We start from the raw sequence: 17,513 nt of genomic DNA, 5'->3' as shown, positions 1-17,513 counted from the left end.
TTCATTAATATAATGAATCAAAAAACAAATAACACTAATAAATGGCTTACGTTACTAATCTTATGCGTAGCTCAGGTTGGTACGAGTGGTGATAACTCAACAGTTGGAGTTTCTGCATCGTCTTTAACCCAGTTGTTTGGAGCGTCGATGGATCAGCTTCAAATGGCTAATGCGACTTATTCACTTATTGCCGGCGCATTAATGATCGCCGGTGGCTTAATGGGATTAATTCTTGGATGGAGAAAGTCCTTTCGAATTGGTTTAGTTTTGCTTTGCGTCAGTGAAGTAGTTGCGGCATTTTCACCAAATATTCACGTGTTTATTTATGGTGCTCGTGTGTTAACAGGCGCAGGGGCAAGTTTAACTATCCCCGCCGTACTTGGTTTGATCGCTGGTAACTATCAAGGCAAAGATCAAGCAATTGCATTTAGTGCTTTAGCCGCTGCCTCGGGTATTGCTGCTGCTGTCATGCCTGTGGTATTTGGCACATTGCTCGATGTTGTCGGATTCAAAGTAACCTATCTTCTATTAAGTGTAATTTTCGCTTTAGTCCTAGCTGCTTCAGTAAAAGTTGAAGACGTAGAAGTTTCTGCTCAAAAGCCAAAATTGGACATTGTCGGGATTGTGCTAGCCGCAATTGGTTTACTACTTGTTATTGTTGGAACATTAAAAACGCCAGTTTGGGGCATTATGTCTCCAATTACGGACTTTTCTGTAGTTGGTCTCTCTCCGGCTCTTATAATGATTATTGTTGGTTTAGTGGTTCTAGCACTATTGCTAATGTGGGAAAAACGCTACGAGGCAAAAGGCGGATTAGCGCTTATGCCCGAAAAAATCATTTATAACAAGCAGGTTCAAACAGGTCTATACATGGGGGCTTTGTTTTGGGTTGGCTCTGCGGCACCGGTCGCTATCACGGTCCCGTACATGCAACTGGTTGCTGATTATTCAGCAGCGCAAGCTGGAATGACTTTAATTGGTATGAGTTTAGGTACTGTTCTTACCGCAATGCTTCTTCCTGCTAAATTAAGTCATTTAAAAGTGAAAACCGTATGTGCTTTGAGCTTAATAGGAGCTGCTATTGCATCATTCATTATGTCACTAGGCTTGGAAGCCGGCGGTGTAAACAGTCTATTAATTGTTGGGCAAACTATAATGGGATGTTCTGTTGGTGCGATGGCATCTCAATGTTCTATCATTGTAACTGATGCTCTTGACCCAGTAGAGGCACAACAATCTGGTGGTATTCAGGCTACAGTCAGAAATATTGGTTATGCTGTTGGTATTGCAATTATGGGTGTAACTATGTTGATGGTAATGACATCTGATTACAAGCAACAAGTTACAGAAACGGCCGTTTTCGCTCAAGAATCGAAGCAAACCCTTGAAAATGTATCGGCAATCCCTTTCTTAAGTGATAAAGACTTCACTGTTTATATTAATGAAAAGAACATCGTTGATGTAAATGAAGTTTCAGCTGCTGTTGCTATTAATAGTGAAGTTCGTTTAAATGCAGCAAGAGCTGGTTTGTATGCTGTAGCTATTTTTATGCTTATATTCTTACTTTCATTGAAAAACTTACCTTCAAGAAGTCTTATGGTTAAAAAAGACCATGAAGTAGACGAAGTCTTTGAACAGTTTGAACGCTAATTTAATATGTGAAGCCTCTTTAGAGAGGCTTTCTTCGTTTTAAGGAATATATAATGAGTAGGAATGGCTGGTTACCTCATGAGGTCTATCTTTTATTATGTGTTTGTCTAGCTCAAGTTATCACAAGTGCAGACAATATTACGACTGCACTTTCTATAAAGGAGATTATGTCATTTTTTGATGTTGATCGAGCTGTAGGGCAAATGATAGCTTCGCTCTATTCTGTTATTTGTGCTTCTTTAATGATAATTAGTGGTGTTTTAGGGTATTTTTTAAATTGGAAAAAAATATTTCAGTTTGGACTATGTTTTACTTTTTTGGGTGAAGTGTTTGCCATAGCATCATCCGATTTTCTCACGTTTGTTGGACTATCACGAGTGTTTTTTGGTATAGGAGCATCACTCATTCTTCCAGCATGTGTTTCATTACTTTCAACAGTAATAAAAAAAAACAATCGAGTTTTAGCTTTTAGCATCTGGGGGACATCTGTCGCTGTTATTGTTGCAGTTTTTCCATTGTTGTTAAATGTACTTCACCAGTATTGGGAATGGCGGTCAGGGTATATCATATTGGCTGCTCTATCATTATTGGTTTTGGTTATTTCATTAAAAATGCCTGAGCCTGAATTTTTGGTATCTGATGTAAAAATAAATATAAGCGAAAGTGTTATTGTGTTTATTACACTGTTTTTGTTTTTGTTATCAGTAGTATTGACGCCAAAGCTAGGTTTTCTTGTTCCATCCATATCGATAGGAGTTAATATTTTTGACATTGTCAGTATACCTTTATTATTGTTTTTAATTTCAATGTCAATATTTATTATTTACTTAAATAATAAAAGAAGTTATAAGAATTCCGTCATTCCTTCTTCATTTTATTCAGTAACCTCATTATGCGGATTTTATATGCTTGCTTTATTGTATGTAGTATATGGAGGGGTGTTATTTGTTATAATTAGCTATATTTCATTTGGAGGCTACTCATCGATAACGCTAGCGTTATCAACAACCATATTTGCTATTTCGATGTTTTTTTCTTCTGTTTTCTCTGCGACGGTTCTACATAGTCAGACTAGCCGAGAGCTAAACACAAAAGGCCTTGGACTCATTTCAATTAGTTTATTGTCATTAGCTTTTGTTATAGAACCACAGACACCTAGTTATCATTTCTATGTTGCTCTAATACCGATAGGTATTGGGTGCGGATTTATTGCAACAAAAATAAACTTGGTAATAAATCAGTCTGTTGGAATAACTTTTTCCGGTCAGTCATCCGGTGCTCAAGCATCAGCAAAAAATATAGGCTACGTTTTAGGTGTGATTAGCTTTAGCATGTTGCTTACATATATAACAAAGTATGAGTTTGTTGAGGTTGTAACTAATAATATGAAATTATCTAATATAGATAATGTAGTTGTTAATGGTTTTGACTTTATGGATGATAAACAGGTTATTGAATATTTTGAACGTTTTTCTATTGTTTATGATAAAACTGAATTAATTACAATAAATAATTTTATAAAAGCCAAATCGATGTCAACTGTATTGTTAGTAGGTTCTGTTCTAACTATGTTAAGCATACCAATAGGTAATAAAGTAGCGAGCTGTTAACTAGGTAGCTCATAGTTTACAACTGTGAGCTTAACATCAAAGTCCATTAAATATTTGAAAATGATAGTTATTTATTATTTAGTTTACTAGGACATTCTCCTGTCCACCTTTTGAAAGCTCGTGAAAAAGCACTGAGGTCGGAGAATCCTAATCGAAAAGAAATTTCCGCCATATTAATTCTTTCATTATTGAGTAGATATAACGCTTTTTCTAAACGATATTCTTGTAAAATGTTTCTATAACTAGTTTCAGATTCGATAAGCCTTCTATTGAGTGTTCTAAAACTTATTCCCAGGTGAGAAGCTATATCGGTGCCATTGACGTTGCTTAAATTATCTTGTTTGTCCAAGTAGTTATAAATCTGCAATCGAATATCGTTGGACTCAAGAGTAGCAACTTGTTGTCTTAGAGCGTTGAGGCTTGTTTCGTAAATGTCACTGTCTTGATCTTTAATATCTGTATAGAGATATTTTCGCTCAATAATAATTTTTCGTATTGGGCTTCCTATATGAATATTGCAATGGGTTTTGTTTTCCACCCATTTCTTCTCTGATTCAGTGTATGGCCAATAGGGAAGTAATATGTGGCTTTTTACAGTGTAATTGCATGTTTTATTGATGATTTCTACAAAAGTGGAAATGAATAGATTAAGACCAAGTTTAGTAATTAAAGTCTCATTATTATATGGTTCATGTTGAGTGATATAAATCTCAGCATCACCTTTTAGCGTCATTTTAAAATTAAGTTTGATAGGGTTACTCAGGGCTTTACTATAATCACAGGCTGTTTTTAAAAGAGAAAGCAAGTTTGGGCTCGTCCATAGACACAAACTGAAATGACCAAATGAAAGAGGATCGACAAATTTTGCCGCAGTTATAGAAACAAGAGGGTCTTTTTTTTTTTCTGTAAGATGACGTTGGAAATCCCTTACACTTCTTACATCTAAGGGATTGAAACTGCTATGATTATTATCTTTTTTAGGGTCGATGTGTTCAATTTCTAAATGTTCAGCTGACATCTTTAGCAATTTGTACCAACCAGTGTTAATTAATACATTTTTTTTCTTTGTTTTTTTGTTCATAAGAAATCCTTCCTATTGTTATAGTACATTTTTTTTAAAGGGTTTATTTGATCTTAAACATAATTGATGAATTCTTATTATGTTTAATTCTTATATTGTGAGCTCCTGAAATTTGCGGGGTGAATGCGTGATGGGGGTCATATATTGTACAGTTGTCATTTTAAGAAAAGTTAATGTCAAAAATGGAAAAATTTGTTTTTTTATATTCGATAGTATCCAGTTGTGAAACAAAGAAGCGTCTAAAAATATAAGAGGACATACTATGAACATTAACAATAAGTGTGATATGAATATTGTTACTTTAGAGGATGCAGCAAGAAAAATTAAATCTGGTGATAGAGTTTGGGCAGGCGGTTATTTGTCAGTCCCTGTCTGTTTTCTTCATGAATTAAGTAAGCGAGCATGTGACCTAGAAAATACGACGTTATATGCAGGTTTGTTAACGTACCCTTACGAATTTCTGAAGCCTGAATATCTTGGTCATCTTAATTACAATAGCCTTTTTATGGGCCCACTGGAGAAAAAATTTCAACATGGTGGGAACGCTAAAATTGTTCCTTATCATTTATCTAATGCTGATGAAGTGTTAACACAAGCTAATTGTAACGTTTCGGTGATTGAAGTAACACCTCCTAATGCGGCTGGATATGTTTCTCTGGGCGCATGTGGTGGTGTAGGTAATAAATATGGACTAGCTTCGTCTGAGCTTGTTATTGGTATTATCAATGAATGTCAGCCGTTCATCGCTAATGATGACAATCTGATGCACGTTGACGATTTCGACTTTTTCGCTATTGGCAATCATCCGATAGCGGGGCCAAAACCAGAGCAACCAGGGCAAATTGAAAAAGATATCGCAACACATGTGTTGCCTCTTATCCCTAATGGTTCAACGATTCAAATTGGTATCGGTACGATTTCAAACGCGCTAGGTATGGGGTTAGTTCACCATAAAGATTTAGGTATTCACACTGAAATGTTTACTGAATCTATGATGGAACTCTGTAAGTTAGGAGTGATCAATGGTACACGAAAAAATTATAAACCCAACAAAATTGTAGCGGCTTTTGCTGCAGGCTCACAAGAGCTTATCGATTTTGTTGATGGCAATGACAATATTGAGATAGGGGATGTTTGTGTTGTTAATGATCCTGTCGAGATTGCTAAAAATGACAATTTTGTCTCTATCAATACTTGCCTTATGGTGGATTTAACAGGGCAAGTAGCATCGGAAGGCATTGGACACCAACAAATATCAGGCTCTGGTGGACAAGTGGATTTTGTTCGCGGTGCTCGTATGTCGAATAATGGTCTATCTATTATTGCATTAGCTTCTACGCATAAAGATAAAAAGTCAGGAATCATAGATTCAACTATAAAATTGGCTCTCCCCGAAGGTACGCCAATTACTACACTTCGCAATGATGTTCAGATCATTGTAACCGAGTATGGCTATGCCGATCTTCGCGGTTTAACGGCTAATGCTCGCGCTCAAGAACTGATTAAGATTGCTCATCCAGATTTTCGTAATAAATTAATAGAACACGCAAAAGCCGTCGGTTTGCTGTAGAAAGAGGGATTTATTTATGTACCAAGGCGAATATTTTCAATTAAAACGCAACCAAAGTTTTGGTGAGCTAATTCTATCCTCAACAAAAGACAGCGTAAATACGTTAGGTAAGGCTGCGTTAGAAGAACTATCAAGAATATTGGATACGATAGATCAATCTGATCTTTCTGGTTTGATCATTCGTTCTGATAAAAAGCTATTTTGCGGAGGGGCAAACGTTAAGGAGTTTCGCGCTCTTTTTGCTCAGGGAGAACAAGCGGTTAATGACTATTTAACATGGGTTCATAGCATTTATAACCGTATTGAAGATTTAGAAATACCAAAAGTTGTCGTACTAAATGGATTTACCGCAGGTGGTGGTGCAGAGTTAGCTCTACTTGCAGATTACCGTTTGATGACCACCGATGCTGCTGTTACTTTCCCTGAAGTTAAATTAGGTATTTTCCCTGGTTGGGGTGGCCTAACGCGTTTGCCAAGACTATTAGGTTTAGATACTGCATTGCAATGGTTAACGACTGGAAAGAAATTTAATGCAAGTAAAGCGCTGACATGCCATTTTGCTGATGGCGTGATTGATTCCAATAAACAAGATCCAGTTGAAGCTGCAATTCAAGTTTTAAATTCATGCCTTAAAGGTGAGTTAGATTGGCAAGAGCGCAAAAAAGAGAAATTATCATCGCTGCGAATGAATCAATACGAACTGGGTATGTCAGTAAGTGTTGCAAAAGGCATGATCGCTAAAACAGCAGGTAAACACTATCCTGCACCAGTGATTATGCTAAATGCCATTGAAAAAGCCGCAGGATCATGTCGAGATGAAGCTCTGGCGATTGAGCGTGAACATTTATGTCAATGTGTGAAAACGGGCGTTGCTGATGCTTTGGTATCTGTATTCTTGAGTGATATGGCAGTGAAAGCTAAAACAAAAGGATTCAGTTCAGAGCAAAAGCCTCTTAATGGTATTTCTGTACTTGGTGCTGGAATTATGGGTGGGGGCATCGCTTATGTTTCAGCTGATAAGGGCATGCATGTTCATTTAAAAGACATTAATCAGCAGGGGTTGGATTTAGGTCTAGAAGAAGCCAATAAATTGTTAGCAAAGCAAGTTACTAAGAAAAGAAAAACACCGCTGGCAATGGGACAAGTTCTAAATCGTATTCAACCGACACTGCATGATATCTCATTAACGGAGACGGAGCTTGTGATTGAGGCGGTGGTTGAAAATCCAAATGTTAAGGCAAACGTCTTGGCAGATATTGAACAGAAAGCCCCAAATGCCCTGATTGCTTCTAATACCTCAACATTAAATATTTCAGGATTGGCTAAGTCACTACAACGCCCAGAAAATTTCTGCGGAATTCACTTTTTTAACCCTGTTCATCGTATGCCATTGGTTGAGGTGATTAAGGGAGAGAAAACATCAGATGAAACCATCAATAAAGCGGTTCAATATGTAAAACAACTTGGAAAAACACCAATTGTTATCAATGATTGTGCAGGCTTTTTGGTAAATCGTTGTTTAACACCGTACTTCCTTGCATTTAACCAACTACTGACTGACGGTGCTGATATCTCTGTTGTCGATAAGATCATGACAAAGCAGTTTGGTTGGCCAATGGGGCCTGCAATGCTGTTAGATGTTATTGGGCTTGATACAACAGCGCACTGTATTGATGTGATGGACGATGCATTCCCTGATCGATTACAAAAACCGCAAAAAAACATTATTCAGACCTTAGTCGATGAGGGATATTTAGGTCAGAAGAACCATCAAGGTTTTTACCAACATGTGGCAGATCGTAAGGGACGCCTCAAACCTCAGCGCAATACTCAAAGTGATGAATTGATTGCTAAACTTGCTGCCTCTCAATGCGAGGATGACGCTGAAACAATGATGATGCGATTGATGCTCCCTATGATGTTTGAAGCGGTTCGTTGTCTCGATGAAGGCATTGTAGCAAGTCCTGAAGAGGCTGATATTGCCATGCTTTATGGAACGGGTTTCCCAGCCTTTAGAGGTGGTTTGTTCTACTACATGGATCAACTTGGTATGGAGAAGCTGATCTCGTTGGCTGAGACATTTAAACATTTAGGAACGCTATACCAGATTCCTGAAGGTGTTCTAAATCGTGCGCAACAAAAACAAACGTTTTATACAAAATAAGAGAGGGATAAACTATGAAAAATGTTGTTATTGTTGATGCCGTTCGTACCCCAATGGGACGCTCAAAAAATGGTGTATTTCGTCATGTTCGCGCCGATGATCTTTCTGCTGAATTGATGAAAGCCGTGTTTAAACGTAATCCTCAACTCGCACCAACTATGGTTGATGATATTATCTGGGGATGCGTTCAGCAGACAGAAGAACAAGGGCTTAATGTTGCGCGTAATGCTGCTCTCATTGCTGATATTCCTGTTGAAGTGCCAGCTACAACGGTTAATCGTTTATGCGGATCGTCTATGGATGCACTTCATATTGCGGCTCGTGCGATTAAAGCGGAAGATGCCGATATGATTCTAGTGGGTGGTGTTGAGCATATGGGACATGTTCCTATGACTAAAGGCATCAATATGAACCCATCTAATGATAAAACGTTAGCACAAGCATCCGCTATGATGGGATTAACGGCTGAAGCTCTGGGTAAAATTCATAAATGTACTCGTGAGGAGCAAGATGCATTAGGTGCGCGTTCTCATCGTTTAGCTCATCAAGCAACGTTGGAAGGGTTATTTGATAATGAAATTGTTCCTGTGATGGGGCATGACGAAAATGGTATTCCGTTTTTGGTCAAGCACGATGAAGTGATTCGCCCTGAAACAACAGAAGAGACATTAGCTCAACTTCGCCCAGTTTTTGATCCTGTGAATGGTACGGTAACAGCTGGAACCTCTTCAGCTCTATCTGATGGGGCATCATGCTTAGTCGTGATGAGTGAAGAAAAAGCTTTAGCTCTTGGCATTAAACCAAGAGCGAAAATTATTTCAATGGCAACTGCGGGTGTGCCGGCTGCAATAATGGGGTATGGACCTGTTCCTTCCAGCTTAAAAGCATTGGCAAAAGCTAAGATGACTATTCATGATATGGACTATGTTGAAATCAATGAGGCGTTTGCAGCGCAATCTATTCCATGCCTTAAAGCACTTGATTTGTGGGATGTGAGAGATGACAAAGTCAATCTACATGGTGGCGCAATTGCATTAGGTCATCCTTTGGGATGTTCAGGTGCGCGCTTGATTGCAACTTTGATTAATATCCTTGAGCAAAAAGATGGACGTTATGGTCTCGCTACTATGTGTATTGGCATGGGACAAGGCATTGCGACGGTAATAGAACGTTATTAATAGAACGTTACTCTATTTTCTAACCTTAAACCACCTTCTTTAAAGGTGGTTTTCGTTCTTTTCGGCATTGCCTGAAGAATGAGAATGTTCAAGTTATTATTGAATCGCGCCAGCCATTTTGGGCACCGAGCTAAGTGAGTACAAGCATTAACGAGGTGAACTATGACAAACAAGAATAAACGTATTATCCATTCTCCTGAACTTAAAGCCGAAGCCCAGAAGCTAGCAAAGAAAGTGGGAGTAGCTACGGCATTGCAGAGCAGTAAATTCACTTAATAATTAAGTGGCTATTAAAATGAAAGAGTCCAGTGAATAAAAATCACAATGTCTACAATTTGTCGGTTGAGTCGAGGGTGATATAGAAGGATTAACGGAAAAGGCACTGGGGTCAGCACTTCCTCGTGGAGTGAACTTCGCTAGCTTTATGAACAAGCTTAAAAGTGGGGAACTGGCGTTGTTAACGGATATCCCTTCTAAGCCCGTGTTGCTCAGAGACGGAATGAGTAAATCGTGGAGCTTGTCTGCTGAAGGACAAGAGGCACTATCACCGGAAGCAAAGAATGCCTTTCTCTCTAGAGCTAAGATGTCTGGTGGAGCGGCTGGTGGCGCTGCGCCAAGCCGAAGTTCAGCGGGTTATGCTCCCAACATTTAAGAGACTTATGTCCCAGAGCCTGTTAAGCCGGATACCTCTGATGCTCCACCGAAACTGAAATATGAGTACTGTTTTGAAGTCGCTTGCTCTGATGAGACGTTTAGAAAAAGCGTAGGCTGCTCGTTTGAGCTGGCTAAGACGAAAGAAGAGGTAGTGATAGGTCGCTGGTTGACGGCGGTCACTGAACACGGCACAAAATATACCGCTTATTCTGCCGTTGATGAACCGAAAAGGTTAACGGCTAAAGTAGCGGCTATCCCAATGGGTATCAGTGTACCTCATAATGTGAAGCTTAAGCCTATAGGCTCAGATGCAGTTCGAGAAGCGTTTATTCCTGTCGTACCCTCAGTGCAGCTAGGAGAGCGTTTAGGACTGCCAACCGAAGGTTACTACTACCATTTCTACAACAATCGTTTAGTTCAAGAGGGCGTTGTTGATCAAATCATCTTGAAGGTCAACGACACCATATGTAGCTAATCGTTAGCTTCGAACAGGCATGCCTAGTCCTATGACTTTGTTTATCGCTTTGACATTCGCCATGATTTCACCCACTTGAGCGTTGTAACATCTCAAGCTCAATTTACCGCTTGTTAGTCCTTTATATCGTGACATTGCGGTCTCAGATATTGAGCGATAGTGATAACCAGACTCGGATTTCCACTCCGCTATTCTTCCGTTTTTCAGAGCCTCTACTGCTTCATTTCTGGGATGCCCATCTTCCCAAAACGCTGCATTCTTTCGAGGTGGTATTAACGGAGTACAACCTTTATTTTTCAGAGTATTGTGGCAACTTTTTGTGTCGTATGCTCCGTCAGCAGATACAGCATCGATCTTTCTACGTAAAGGGTTAAGCAACGTTGGCAGCACCTCGCTATCACCAACATTGACCAGACTGAGCTCGGCACTAATGGCTTCATGGGTATCTACATTAACGGCTAAGTGCAGCTTGCGCCATGTTCTACGTTTTTCGGCACCGTGTTTCTTCACTTTCCACTCACCCTCTCCAAAGACTTTAAGGCCAGTCGAGTCAATGGCTATATGACGAATAGCCCCTTTAGATTTATTACGGTATTTGACCTGGACTGTCTTCGAGCGTTTACTGATACAGGTGTAGTCTGGGGACGTCAGCGGCGCATCCAATAACTTAAAGATAGAGTCGATAAAACCTTGAAGAGCACGCAATGGTAGTGAGAATATTCCTTTAATCATCAAGGCAGTTTCAATCGCTGTATCAGAGTATTGAAAGCCTCTACCACGTTTACCATGATGGGTTTTGCATTGCCATGCATCTACGGCTGTATCATCGCTCCAGAACGTAACCGAGCCCCGTTTGCACAAAGCCTTATTATACTCCGCCCAGTTAGTTATCTTCCTTTTCGCCTTACCCATGTTGTCACCGCTCTAACCATCATAAAGGGTCAGATCGCAGGACTCGAAAAAGGTTCAACTGATTTAGGCAACAACGCCTGGTCGACCTACTCTAGGAATCATTAGATAGAAACCATCACCATCTGCATGACGACCTGCTTTTTGGTCTTTTACTATCGCCTTAACTTGGTTGACAGTGAGATTACCCATCTCAATCTCCTTGAATTTATAGCTCTATTCGAAGTTATAATTATATTACCCTCCAAATGTGGGGAGTATGTTGTGATATTTATACTACGATGGGGAGTGAATAGCAAAATGCTACCCACGATACTCTCCATTTGTTCGTGGCTGTTGATGAATTCTATGGATGTATATAGATGAAAAAAATAACAAAGCCCTTATAAATAAGGGCCTTGTGGAAGTGTGTGGAGTAGAGGGGAATCTATTCTATATTTTGGATCTGTTCACGCATTTGCTCAATCAGAACTTTCAGTTCAACACCTGACGCAGTGATGTCTGTGCTGATTGATTTTGATGCTAGCGTGTTCGACTCACGGTTGAACTCCTGCATCATGAAATCTAGACGACGACCGACAGCGCCTCCTTTCTTCAGGATGTTTGTGGTCTCTTTCACGTGAGAATCAAGACGGTCTAGCTCTTCTGCTACGTCTGATTTCTGTGCCAGAAGGATAAGCTCTTGTTCAACGCGAGATGGGTCTAGCTCTACTTTTGCATCTTCAAACTTCGAGAACAGACGCTCACGTTGCCACTCAAGGATTTCTGGCATGCGTGCGCGAACTTTCACAACTTCTGATGTGATCGCTTCTAGGCGCTGTTCGATAAGCGCTTTCATGTTGTCGCCTTCACGACCACGTGCTTCGATGAACTCGCTGATTGCTTCGTCAAAAGCAGCAAGCAGTTCTTTATTAACTTCATCCATGTTTTGCTCTGGCGTTTCCATCACACCAGGCCATTGCATTACTTGGAATGGGTTGATGCGGCTGAGCTCACCAGTCATGTGCATCACTTGCTCAGCGGCTTTGATCACTTGGTTTGCCAGTGTTTCATTGATGCTTAGTTCAGCTTTTGCTGCTGGGTTCGCTTCAAAACGCAGGCTACATTCTACTTTGCCGCGTGCTAGGCGCTTACGAAAACGCTCACGCAGTACTGGTTCAAGAGCACGGAACTGCTCAGGCATACGGAAGTAAGTTTCTAGGTAGCGTTGGTTTACACTGCGGATTTCCCACACTGCGCTACCCCAATCGCCTTTCACTTCTTTACGCGCGTACGCTGTCATACTGTAAATCATTGAATTTTCCTGTCTTCTAATTTGCTGAAAATTACCCCGCAATAGTAGCACAGCCAGATGGCAGTGGCTTTGCTATTCTGAGTCGAGATTGTCCAGATAGCTTTATTTAATCGATTCCGTTATAATCTGCGCCCAACCAAATCGTCTTCTCCTCATTACTTAAGGTAGATGCCCATGCGTCCAAACGATCGCAAGGCGGATCAAGTTCGCCCAATCAAAATTACTCGTAACTACACAGCTTATGCTGAAGGCTCAGTGTTAGTTGAATTTGGTAACACCAAAGTGTTGTGTAATGCGACCGTTGAAGAATCTGTGCCTCGTTGGCTCAAAGGTCAAGGTAAAGGCTGGGTAACGGCTGAATACGGCATGCTACCTCGTGCGACTCACTCGCGTACGCGTCGTGAAGCAGCGAACGGTAAGCAAGGCGGTCGTACAATGGAAATCCAACGCTTGATCGCACGCAGCCTACGCGCTGTAGTTGATCTACAAGCGATGGGTGAGTTTATGATCACAGTTGACTGTGATGTTATCCAAGCAGACGGCGGCACTCGCACTGCATCTATCAGCGGCGCAAGCGTAGCAATGGCAGATGCGTTCCAACACCTAGTGGACAGCGGCAAGTTAAAAGCAAACCCAATGAAAGGCCACGTAGCGGCAGTTTCAGTTGGTTTGCTAGGTGATGATGTTCTGTGTGACCTTGAGTACGTTGAAGATTCAGCGGCAGACACAGACATGAACGTTGTGATGACAGAAGAAGGCAAGATGATTGAAATTCAGGGCACCGCAGAAGGTGAACCGTTCAGTCACGAGCAGCTGATGGCTCTGCTAGAGTCGGCGAAAGTCGGCATTACGGAAATTGTCGCAGCGCAGAAGGCGGCGTTAGCCAATTGATTTTAATAGCTCCCATTATGGGGGCTATTTTTTTATCTCCGTCGTATATGAATCTACAGCGTTGTTCGCTGCGCTTTTCTACTGGAGCGCCAGTCCGACCTATTTACATAGGAAGACTATGCTCATAGGGATAGAAAAACTTGCTGCCTAGCTGTAAATCCATCTACTTAGGAGATAACGCATTAGTGTTTATTAACTGCTTGGGAATATGGATACCAAGCCTGTATTTAGAGAGAAAATAATGAAAGCATACCAGCGTGAATTTATTGAGTTTGCACTTGAGAAAGAAGTTCTTAAGTTTGGTGAGTTTACTTTGAAATCTGGCCGTAAAAGCCCGTACTTCTTTAACGCTGGTCTTTTCAATACTGGTCGTGACCTAGCGCGTCTTGGTCGTTTTTACGCTGCAGCACTTGCGGACTCAGGCATTGAGTTTGATGTACTGTTTGGCCCTGCGTACAAAGGTATCCCAATCGCGACTACAACTGCAGTAGCGCTAGCGGATCACCACGACATCGACACGCCTTACTGCTTCAACCGTAAAGAAGCAAAAGACCACGGCGAAGGCGGTAACCTTGTGGGTTCTGCGCTTGAAGGTCGTATCATGCTAGTAGATGACGTAATCACAGCAGGTACCGCGATTCGCGAATCAATGGAAATCATCCAAGCAAATGGTGCGGACCTAGCAGGTGTGCTGGTTGCGATTGACCGTCAAGAAAAAGGCAAAGGTGAGTTGTCTGCGATTCAAGAAGTGGAGCGTGACTTTGGTTGTGCAATCATCTCAATCGTTAGCCTGACTGACCTTGTGACTTTCCTTGAAGAGAAAGGTACAGACAAAGAGCACCTAGAAGCAGTAAAAGCGTACCGCGCGGAATACGGCATTTAATTGTTCTTTCATCATTAAAGAAAAAAGGGGCTGGTGGATATCCATCAGCCCTTTTCTTTTATCTTTATTATTTACTTGTAGCGAATGCCTTTTGGTGCAGTTTCATCAGCCATGGTCTTGTAGCGTTTGTGCAGCCACATCCACTGCTCTGGCGCACGCAGAATTACTTCTTCCACAAAAGTGTTCATGTAAGCCGCTGCCGCAACTTCGTCTTTTTTCGGGTAGTCGGCTTCAATGCACTTATCAGCGATGATTTCGTACTTGCCATCTTCATTACGGAAGCCAGAACCCGGAATAATCGAGCACTTAGACGTGTAAGCCAGAATGCTGGTGCCAGTTGTAGTACAAGCGTCTTCAACTGCGAAGAAAGGCACGAATACTGACTTGTTACGACCGTAATCGTGGTCCGGTAAGTAGAACAAACGCTCACCGCTACGTAGAACACGAATCATCTGTTTAACGTCTTTACGATCAATCAGCTTGTTGCCATTGTGTGTGCGCCCCCAGTACTGAATGAAGTTGTACGCAGGGTTGTTGTGCGGACGAAATGCACCGTAACCCGCCACGCCAAGTACTGCAAAGGCACGCGCCGTGATTTCAAGATTAAGTGCGTGTACGCAGCACAGCAGTACGCCTTTGCCTTCTGCATTTTTCTCATGCAGAGCGCCTAGGTCTTTCTCGACAATCAGAGTTTTGAAACGCCACGTTGGCCAGAACCAAGTGATGCCGGTCTCGATCAGCGCCATACCGGTGTTCTTGAAGTTCTCTTCAACGATGTGCTGGATCTCTTCAGGCGTTTTATCTGGAAAAGCCAACTCAAGGTTACGTGTCGCAACATGGACACGACCTTTGCCGTAACGCATACCAAGATGACCAAGCGTGCGACCTAACGATAGCAACATGCGGTATGGAAGAATATTGACCACGATAGCCAAAAAGCCAAAGCCGAGCCAAACGCCCCAGTTACGAGGATGGAGAAGGGAAAGAGAAAACTCCGGCTTAGTGAATTTGTCTTTACTCATAATCTCTACTTAATTTGTGCGCTAAGAAGTGCCCAATACTCGTCAAAGTTCGCCGTTGGTTGGTATTTGAAATCACTACGAACAAAGCGGTTCAAGCTGCCTTCAACTTGCCCTAGGATTTGAGCCGCCAAAATGCGCTCTTCCACTGGGAACGATTTGCCTTCACGGATCTTACGTTCACGAAGGATCTGACGAAGCTGTGTTTCGATACGTTCAAACAGTTGGTTGATGCGATCGCGTAGGCGCTCATTTTCAAACATTAGAGCATGGCCAGAAAGAATGCGTGTCAAACCTGGGTTACGTTCTGAGAATGCCAGAATAAGGTGCATTACCATGCGAATGCGCTCTAGTGTGTCTTTCTCATCATCCAAAATACGGTTGATGCGTGTCATGAGTGCTTCTTCAATGAACTCAATCAAGCCTTCAAACATGCGAGCTTTACTTGGGAAGTGGCGGTAAAGTGCCGCTTCTGAAACACCGACCTGTTTCGCCAATTTTGCCGTAGTAATGCGTGAAGCACCTTCTGTAGATTCAAGCATCTGCGCGAGAGCTTGCAAGATTTCTTCACGACGATTGGATTTTTTACTGCCGGCCATTTAGTTACTTCCTTTCAAAATACAAAGTTGAGCGGAGGGGATTATAAGACGCTCTTTGGCATCAAACTAGACCAGTGAGGAGGTAATGGGAGCTTTAACACCCTCACTTGTCATGTTTGTACCAAATTTGTGCCAGTTTTCTATGAAAAGCGAATGGCAATTACATCAATTCGTGCATTTTTTCCAAAATTCTGAAACTTAGCGCTTCTTTGGATTCTAGTGCCAACGCCTGCTCGCCTTCTGGCCAGAATAAAGTGATGGCGTTGTCGTTACTGTTAAAACCTTGGCCTTCAACAGAAACATCGTTCGCACAAATCATATCGAGGTTTTTCTTTATCAGTTTACCGCGAGCGTAGGTTTCTACGTCGTTGGTCTCTGCGGCAAAACCAACTGTAAATGGACGTTGCTCAGTCATATTGGCGACGGTCGCTACGATATCAGGATTTTTGACCATGTTGATGGTCATCTGATCGTTGTTTTCGGTCTTTTTCAACTTTTGAGACGCCACGTTTTCTGGACGGTAATCGGCTACGGCGGCGCAGCTAATGAAAGCATCGTGGCTAGGCGCGTGAGCCATGACAGCATCATGCATCTCTTGTGCACTCGCAACATTGATTCGCTCAACACCCGCTGGCGTATTCAAGCTGACAGGTCCACAGACTAGCGTGACCTTCGCACCTAGTTGTGCTGCTGCATTTGCTAGTGCAAAGCCCATCTTTCCTGAGCTGTGGTTAGAAATGTAACGCACTGGGTCAATCGCTTCACGAGTTGGACCTGCGGTGATCAGTACCGATTTTCCTGCCAGCAGTTTCGGTTGGAAGAACTGCTCACACAGATGCACTAACTGCATTGGCTCTAGCATTCGACCAGGACCAACATCACCACATGCTTGCTCACCGGCCGCAGGGCCCCAAATGTGCATACCACGGCGTGCCAGTGTCGCGATGTTTTCTTGAGTTGCGATATTGCGGTACATCTGTTGATTCATTGCCGGAGATACCGCTACTGGTGAACCTGTCGCAAGTACTAACGTGGTAAGTAAATCATTACCCATGCCTGCCGACATACGTGCAATTAAATCTGCGGTCGCAGGTGCAAGAAGAACCAAATCTGCCCATTTTGCCAGTTCAATGTGACCCATCGACGCTTCTGCTGCTGGGTCTAATAAGCTATCCGACACCGGACGCCCAGAGACTGCCTGCATGGTTAAGGGAGTAATGAACTCCTTCGCTGCTTTGGTCATCACTACTTGAACTTGCGCGCCTCTTTCTATTAGGCGACGGGTTAGCTCCGCACATTTATACGCGGCAATACCGCCACTGATGCCGAGTAGAATTTTCTTTCCTGCTAGTGTTTGCATGTGAGATCTCCAATTTTTCTGGCGACGAGTTTAGCACAACTGAATCTCTCATCGCCCAAGCAAATCTGATGAGAAGCTAATCCATATCAAACTACAGAATATTAATTGCTGAGCCTTATATAAAACTTTTGCTTACTTCACAGACAATCTTTGCCCGCTCTGCAAGATAGAAGGGG

The 17,513-nt window shown here is 42.0% G+C and carries 14 protein-coding genes and 1 pseudogene; 8 read left to right on the top strand and 7 right to left on the bottom strand.

Annotated elements, in window-relative coordinates; all coding sequences use genetic code 11:
• The first annotated feature begins 12 nt into the window (after positions 1-12).
• Together KJB05_RS17090 and KJB05_RS17085 are read left to right on the top strand one after the other, a co-directional pair.
• The gene (locus KJB05_RS17090) at positions 13-1,650 is read left to right on the top strand and encodes an MFS transporter (RefSeq protein WP_208446286.1); all 1,638 of its coding nucleotides are present in this window, start codon (positions 13-15) and stop codon (positions 1,648-1,650) included.
• Positions 1,651-1,703: 53 nt separating this feature from the next.
• Positions 1,704-3,260, top strand: coding sequence for an MFS transporter (locus KJB05_RS17085; RefSeq protein WP_208446281.1), 1,557 nt, complete (start codon positions 1,704-1,706; stop codon positions 3,258-3,260).
• Between the two features lie 67 nt (positions 3,261-3,327).
• Here the strand turns inward: KJB05_RS17085 and KJB05_RS17080 are convergent, their stop codons facing one another.
• Entirely contained in the window at positions 3,328-4,341 is a 1,014-nt protein-coding gene (locus KJB05_RS17080; RefSeq protein ID WP_208446280.1) for an AraC family transcriptional regulator, read from the bottom strand.
• A 262-nt stretch (positions 4,342-4,603) separates the two neighbouring features.
• Here KJB05_RS17080 and KJB05_RS17075 point away from each other — a divergent pair, with 262 nt between their 5' ends.
• From KJB05_RS17075 to KJB05_RS17060, 4 genes and pseudogenes are all read left to right on the top strand, one after another.
• Positions 4,604-5,911 (top strand): acetyl-CoA hydrolase/transferase C-terminal domain-containing protein, encoded by a 1,308-nt coding sequence (locus KJB05_RS17075; protein ID WP_208446279.1) that lies wholly within the window; start codon positions 4,604-4,606, stop codon positions 5,909-5,911.
• 16 nt (positions 5,912-5,927) lie between these two features.
• Complete coding sequence (gene fadB / locus KJB05_RS17070) at positions 5,928-8,075, top strand: fatty acid oxidation complex subunit alpha FadB (RefSeq protein WP_208446278.1); 2,148 nt, start codon at positions 5,928-5,930, stop codon at positions 8,073-8,075.
• Between the two features lie 14 nt (positions 8,076-8,089).
• Positions 8,090-9,253, top strand: a complete 1,164-nt coding sequence (gene fadA, locus KJB05_RS17065) for an acetyl-CoA C-acyltransferase FadA (RefSeq protein ID WP_208446277.1) — start codon at positions 8,090-8,092, stop codon at positions 9,251-9,253.
• A 331-nt stretch (positions 9,254-9,584) separates the two neighbouring features.
• Positions 9,585-10,331 (top strand): annotated as a pseudogene (locus tag KJB05_RS17060) (hypothetical protein); the annotation flags it as partial.
• 54 nt (positions 10,332-10,385) lie between these two features.
• Here the strand turns inward: KJB05_RS17060 and KJB05_RS17055 are convergent.
• The 3 genes from KJB05_RS17055 to KJB05_RS17045 form a co-directional block, all read right to left on the bottom strand.
• Positions 10,386-11,294 (bottom strand): IS5 family transposase, encoded by a 909-nt coding sequence (locus KJB05_RS17055; protein WP_213053092.1) that lies wholly within the window; start codon positions 11,292-11,294, stop codon positions 10,386-10,388.
• Between the two features lie 63 nt (positions 11,295-11,357).
• Positions 11,358-11,483 (bottom strand): hypothetical protein, encoded by a 126-nt coding sequence (locus KJB05_RS17050; RefSeq protein WP_279612161.1) that lies wholly within the window; start codon positions 11,481-11,483, stop codon positions 11,358-11,360.
• Between the two features lie 235 nt (positions 11,484-11,718).
• On the bottom strand, positions 11,719-12,585 hold the full coding sequence (locus KJB05_RS17045) for a YicC/YloC family endoribonuclease (RefSeq protein ID WP_039841297.1): 867 nt from the start codon (positions 12,583-12,585) through the stop codon (positions 11,719-11,721).
• A 174-nt stretch (positions 12,586-12,759) separates the two neighbouring features.
• Here KJB05_RS17045 and rph point away from each other — a divergent pair, with 174 nt between their 5' ends.
• Positions 12,760-13,476: a ribonuclease PH gene (gene rph, locus KJB05_RS17040; RefSeq protein ID WP_005430192.1), complete on the top strand. Its 717-nt coding sequence runs from the start codon at positions 12,760-12,762 to the stop codon at positions 13,474-13,476.
• Positions 13,477-13,717: 241 nt separating this feature from the next.
• Positions 13,718-14,359 (top strand): orotate phosphoribosyltransferase, encoded by a 642-nt coding sequence (gene pyrE / locus KJB05_RS17035; RefSeq protein ID WP_005379384.1) that lies wholly within the window; start codon positions 13,718-13,720, stop codon positions 14,357-14,359.
• A 71-nt stretch (positions 14,360-14,430) separates the two neighbouring features.
• On the opposite strand, the gene KJB05_RS17030 is transcribed toward pyrE, so the two are convergent.
• The 3 genes from KJB05_RS17030 to coaBC all read right to left on the bottom strand — a co-directional run bounded on the left by KJB05_RS17030 (position 14,431) and on the right by coaBC (position 17,337).
• Positions 14,431-15,381: a Kdo(2)-lipid IV(A) acyltransferase gene (locus KJB05_RS17030; RefSeq protein WP_005430198.1), complete on the bottom strand. Its 951-nt coding sequence runs from the start codon at positions 15,379-15,381 to the stop codon at positions 14,431-14,433.
• Positions 15,382-15,386: 5 nt separating this feature from the next.
• On the bottom strand, positions 15,387-15,977 hold the full coding sequence (slmA, locus tag KJB05_RS17025) for a nucleoid occlusion factor SlmA (RefSeq protein WP_005434407.1): 591 nt from the start codon (positions 15,975-15,977) through the stop codon (positions 15,387-15,389).
• 160 nt (positions 15,978-16,137) lie between these two features.
• A complete protein-coding gene (gene coaBC / locus KJB05_RS17020) occupies positions 16,138-17,337 on the bottom strand; it encodes a bifunctional phosphopantothenoylcysteine decarboxylase/phosphopantothenate--cysteine ligase CoaBC (RefSeq protein WP_208445325.1) in 1,200 nt (399 codons plus the stop codon).
• Positions 17,338-17,513: the final 176 nt, after the last annotated feature.

The organism is Vibrio sp. B1ASS3 (genome assembly GCF_905175355.1).
Classification (GTDB): domain Bacteria; phylum Pseudomonadota; class Gammaproteobacteria; order Enterobacterales; family Vibrionaceae; genus Vibrio; species Vibrio owensii.
This window is presented reverse-complemented; position numbering and strand designations above follow the sequence as displayed.

What these genes read in the sequence shown, in the direction of transcription:
- KJB05_RS17090 (WP_208446286.1), top strand. Translation starts at nt 13, where the DNA reads ATGAATCAAAAAACAAATAACACTAATAAATGGCTTACGTTACTAATC.
- KJB05_RS17085 (WP_208446281.1), top strand. Translation starts at nt 1,704, where the DNA reads ATGAGTAGGAATGGCTGGTTACCTCATGAGGTCTATCTTTTATTATGT.
- KJB05_RS17080 (WP_208446280.1), bottom strand. Translation starts at nt 4,341, where the DNA reads ATGAACAAAAAAACAAAGAAAAAAAATGTATTAATTAACACTGGTTGG.
- KJB05_RS17075 (WP_208446279.1), top strand. Translation starts at nt 4,604, where the DNA reads ATGAACATTAACAATAAGTGTGATATGAATATTGTTACTTTAGAGGAT.
- fadB (WP_208446278.1), top strand. Translation starts at nt 5,928, where the DNA reads ATGTACCAAGGCGAATATTTTCAATTAAAACGCAACCAAAGTTTTGGT.
- fadA (WP_208446277.1), top strand. Translation starts at nt 8,090, where the DNA reads ATGAAAAATGTTGTTATTGTTGATGCCGTTCGTACCCCAATGGGACGC.
- KJB05_RS17055 (WP_213053092.1), bottom strand. Translation starts at nt 11,294, where the DNA reads ATGGGTAAGGCGAAAAGGAAGATAACTAACTGGGCGGAGTATAATAAG.
- KJB05_RS17050 (WP_279612161.1), bottom strand. Translation starts at nt 11,483, where the DNA reads ATGGGTAATCTCACTGTCAACCAAGTTAAGGCGATAGTAAAAGACCAA.
- KJB05_RS17045 (WP_039841297.1), bottom strand. Translation starts at nt 12,585, where the DNA reads ATGATTTACAGTATGACAGCGTACGCGCGTAAAGAAGTGAAAGGCGAT.
- rph (WP_005430192.1), top strand. Translation starts at nt 12,760, where the DNA reads ATGCGTCCAAACGATCGCAAGGCGGATCAAGTTCGCCCAATCAAAATT.
- pyrE (WP_005379384.1), top strand. Translation starts at nt 13,718, where the DNA reads ATGAAAGCATACCAGCGTGAATTTATTGAGTTTGCACTTGAGAAAGAA.
- KJB05_RS17030 (WP_005430198.1), bottom strand. Translation starts at nt 15,381, where the DNA reads ATGAGTAAAGACAAATTCACTAAGCCGGAGTTTTCTCTTTCCCTTCTC.
- slmA (WP_005434407.1), bottom strand. Translation starts at nt 15,977, where the DNA reads ATGGCCGGCAGTAAAAAATCCAATCGTCGTGAAGAAATCTTGCAAGCT.
- coaBC (WP_208445325.1), bottom strand. Translation starts at nt 17,337, where the DNA reads ATGCAAACACTAGCAGGAAAGAAAATTCTACTCGGCATCAGTGGCGGT.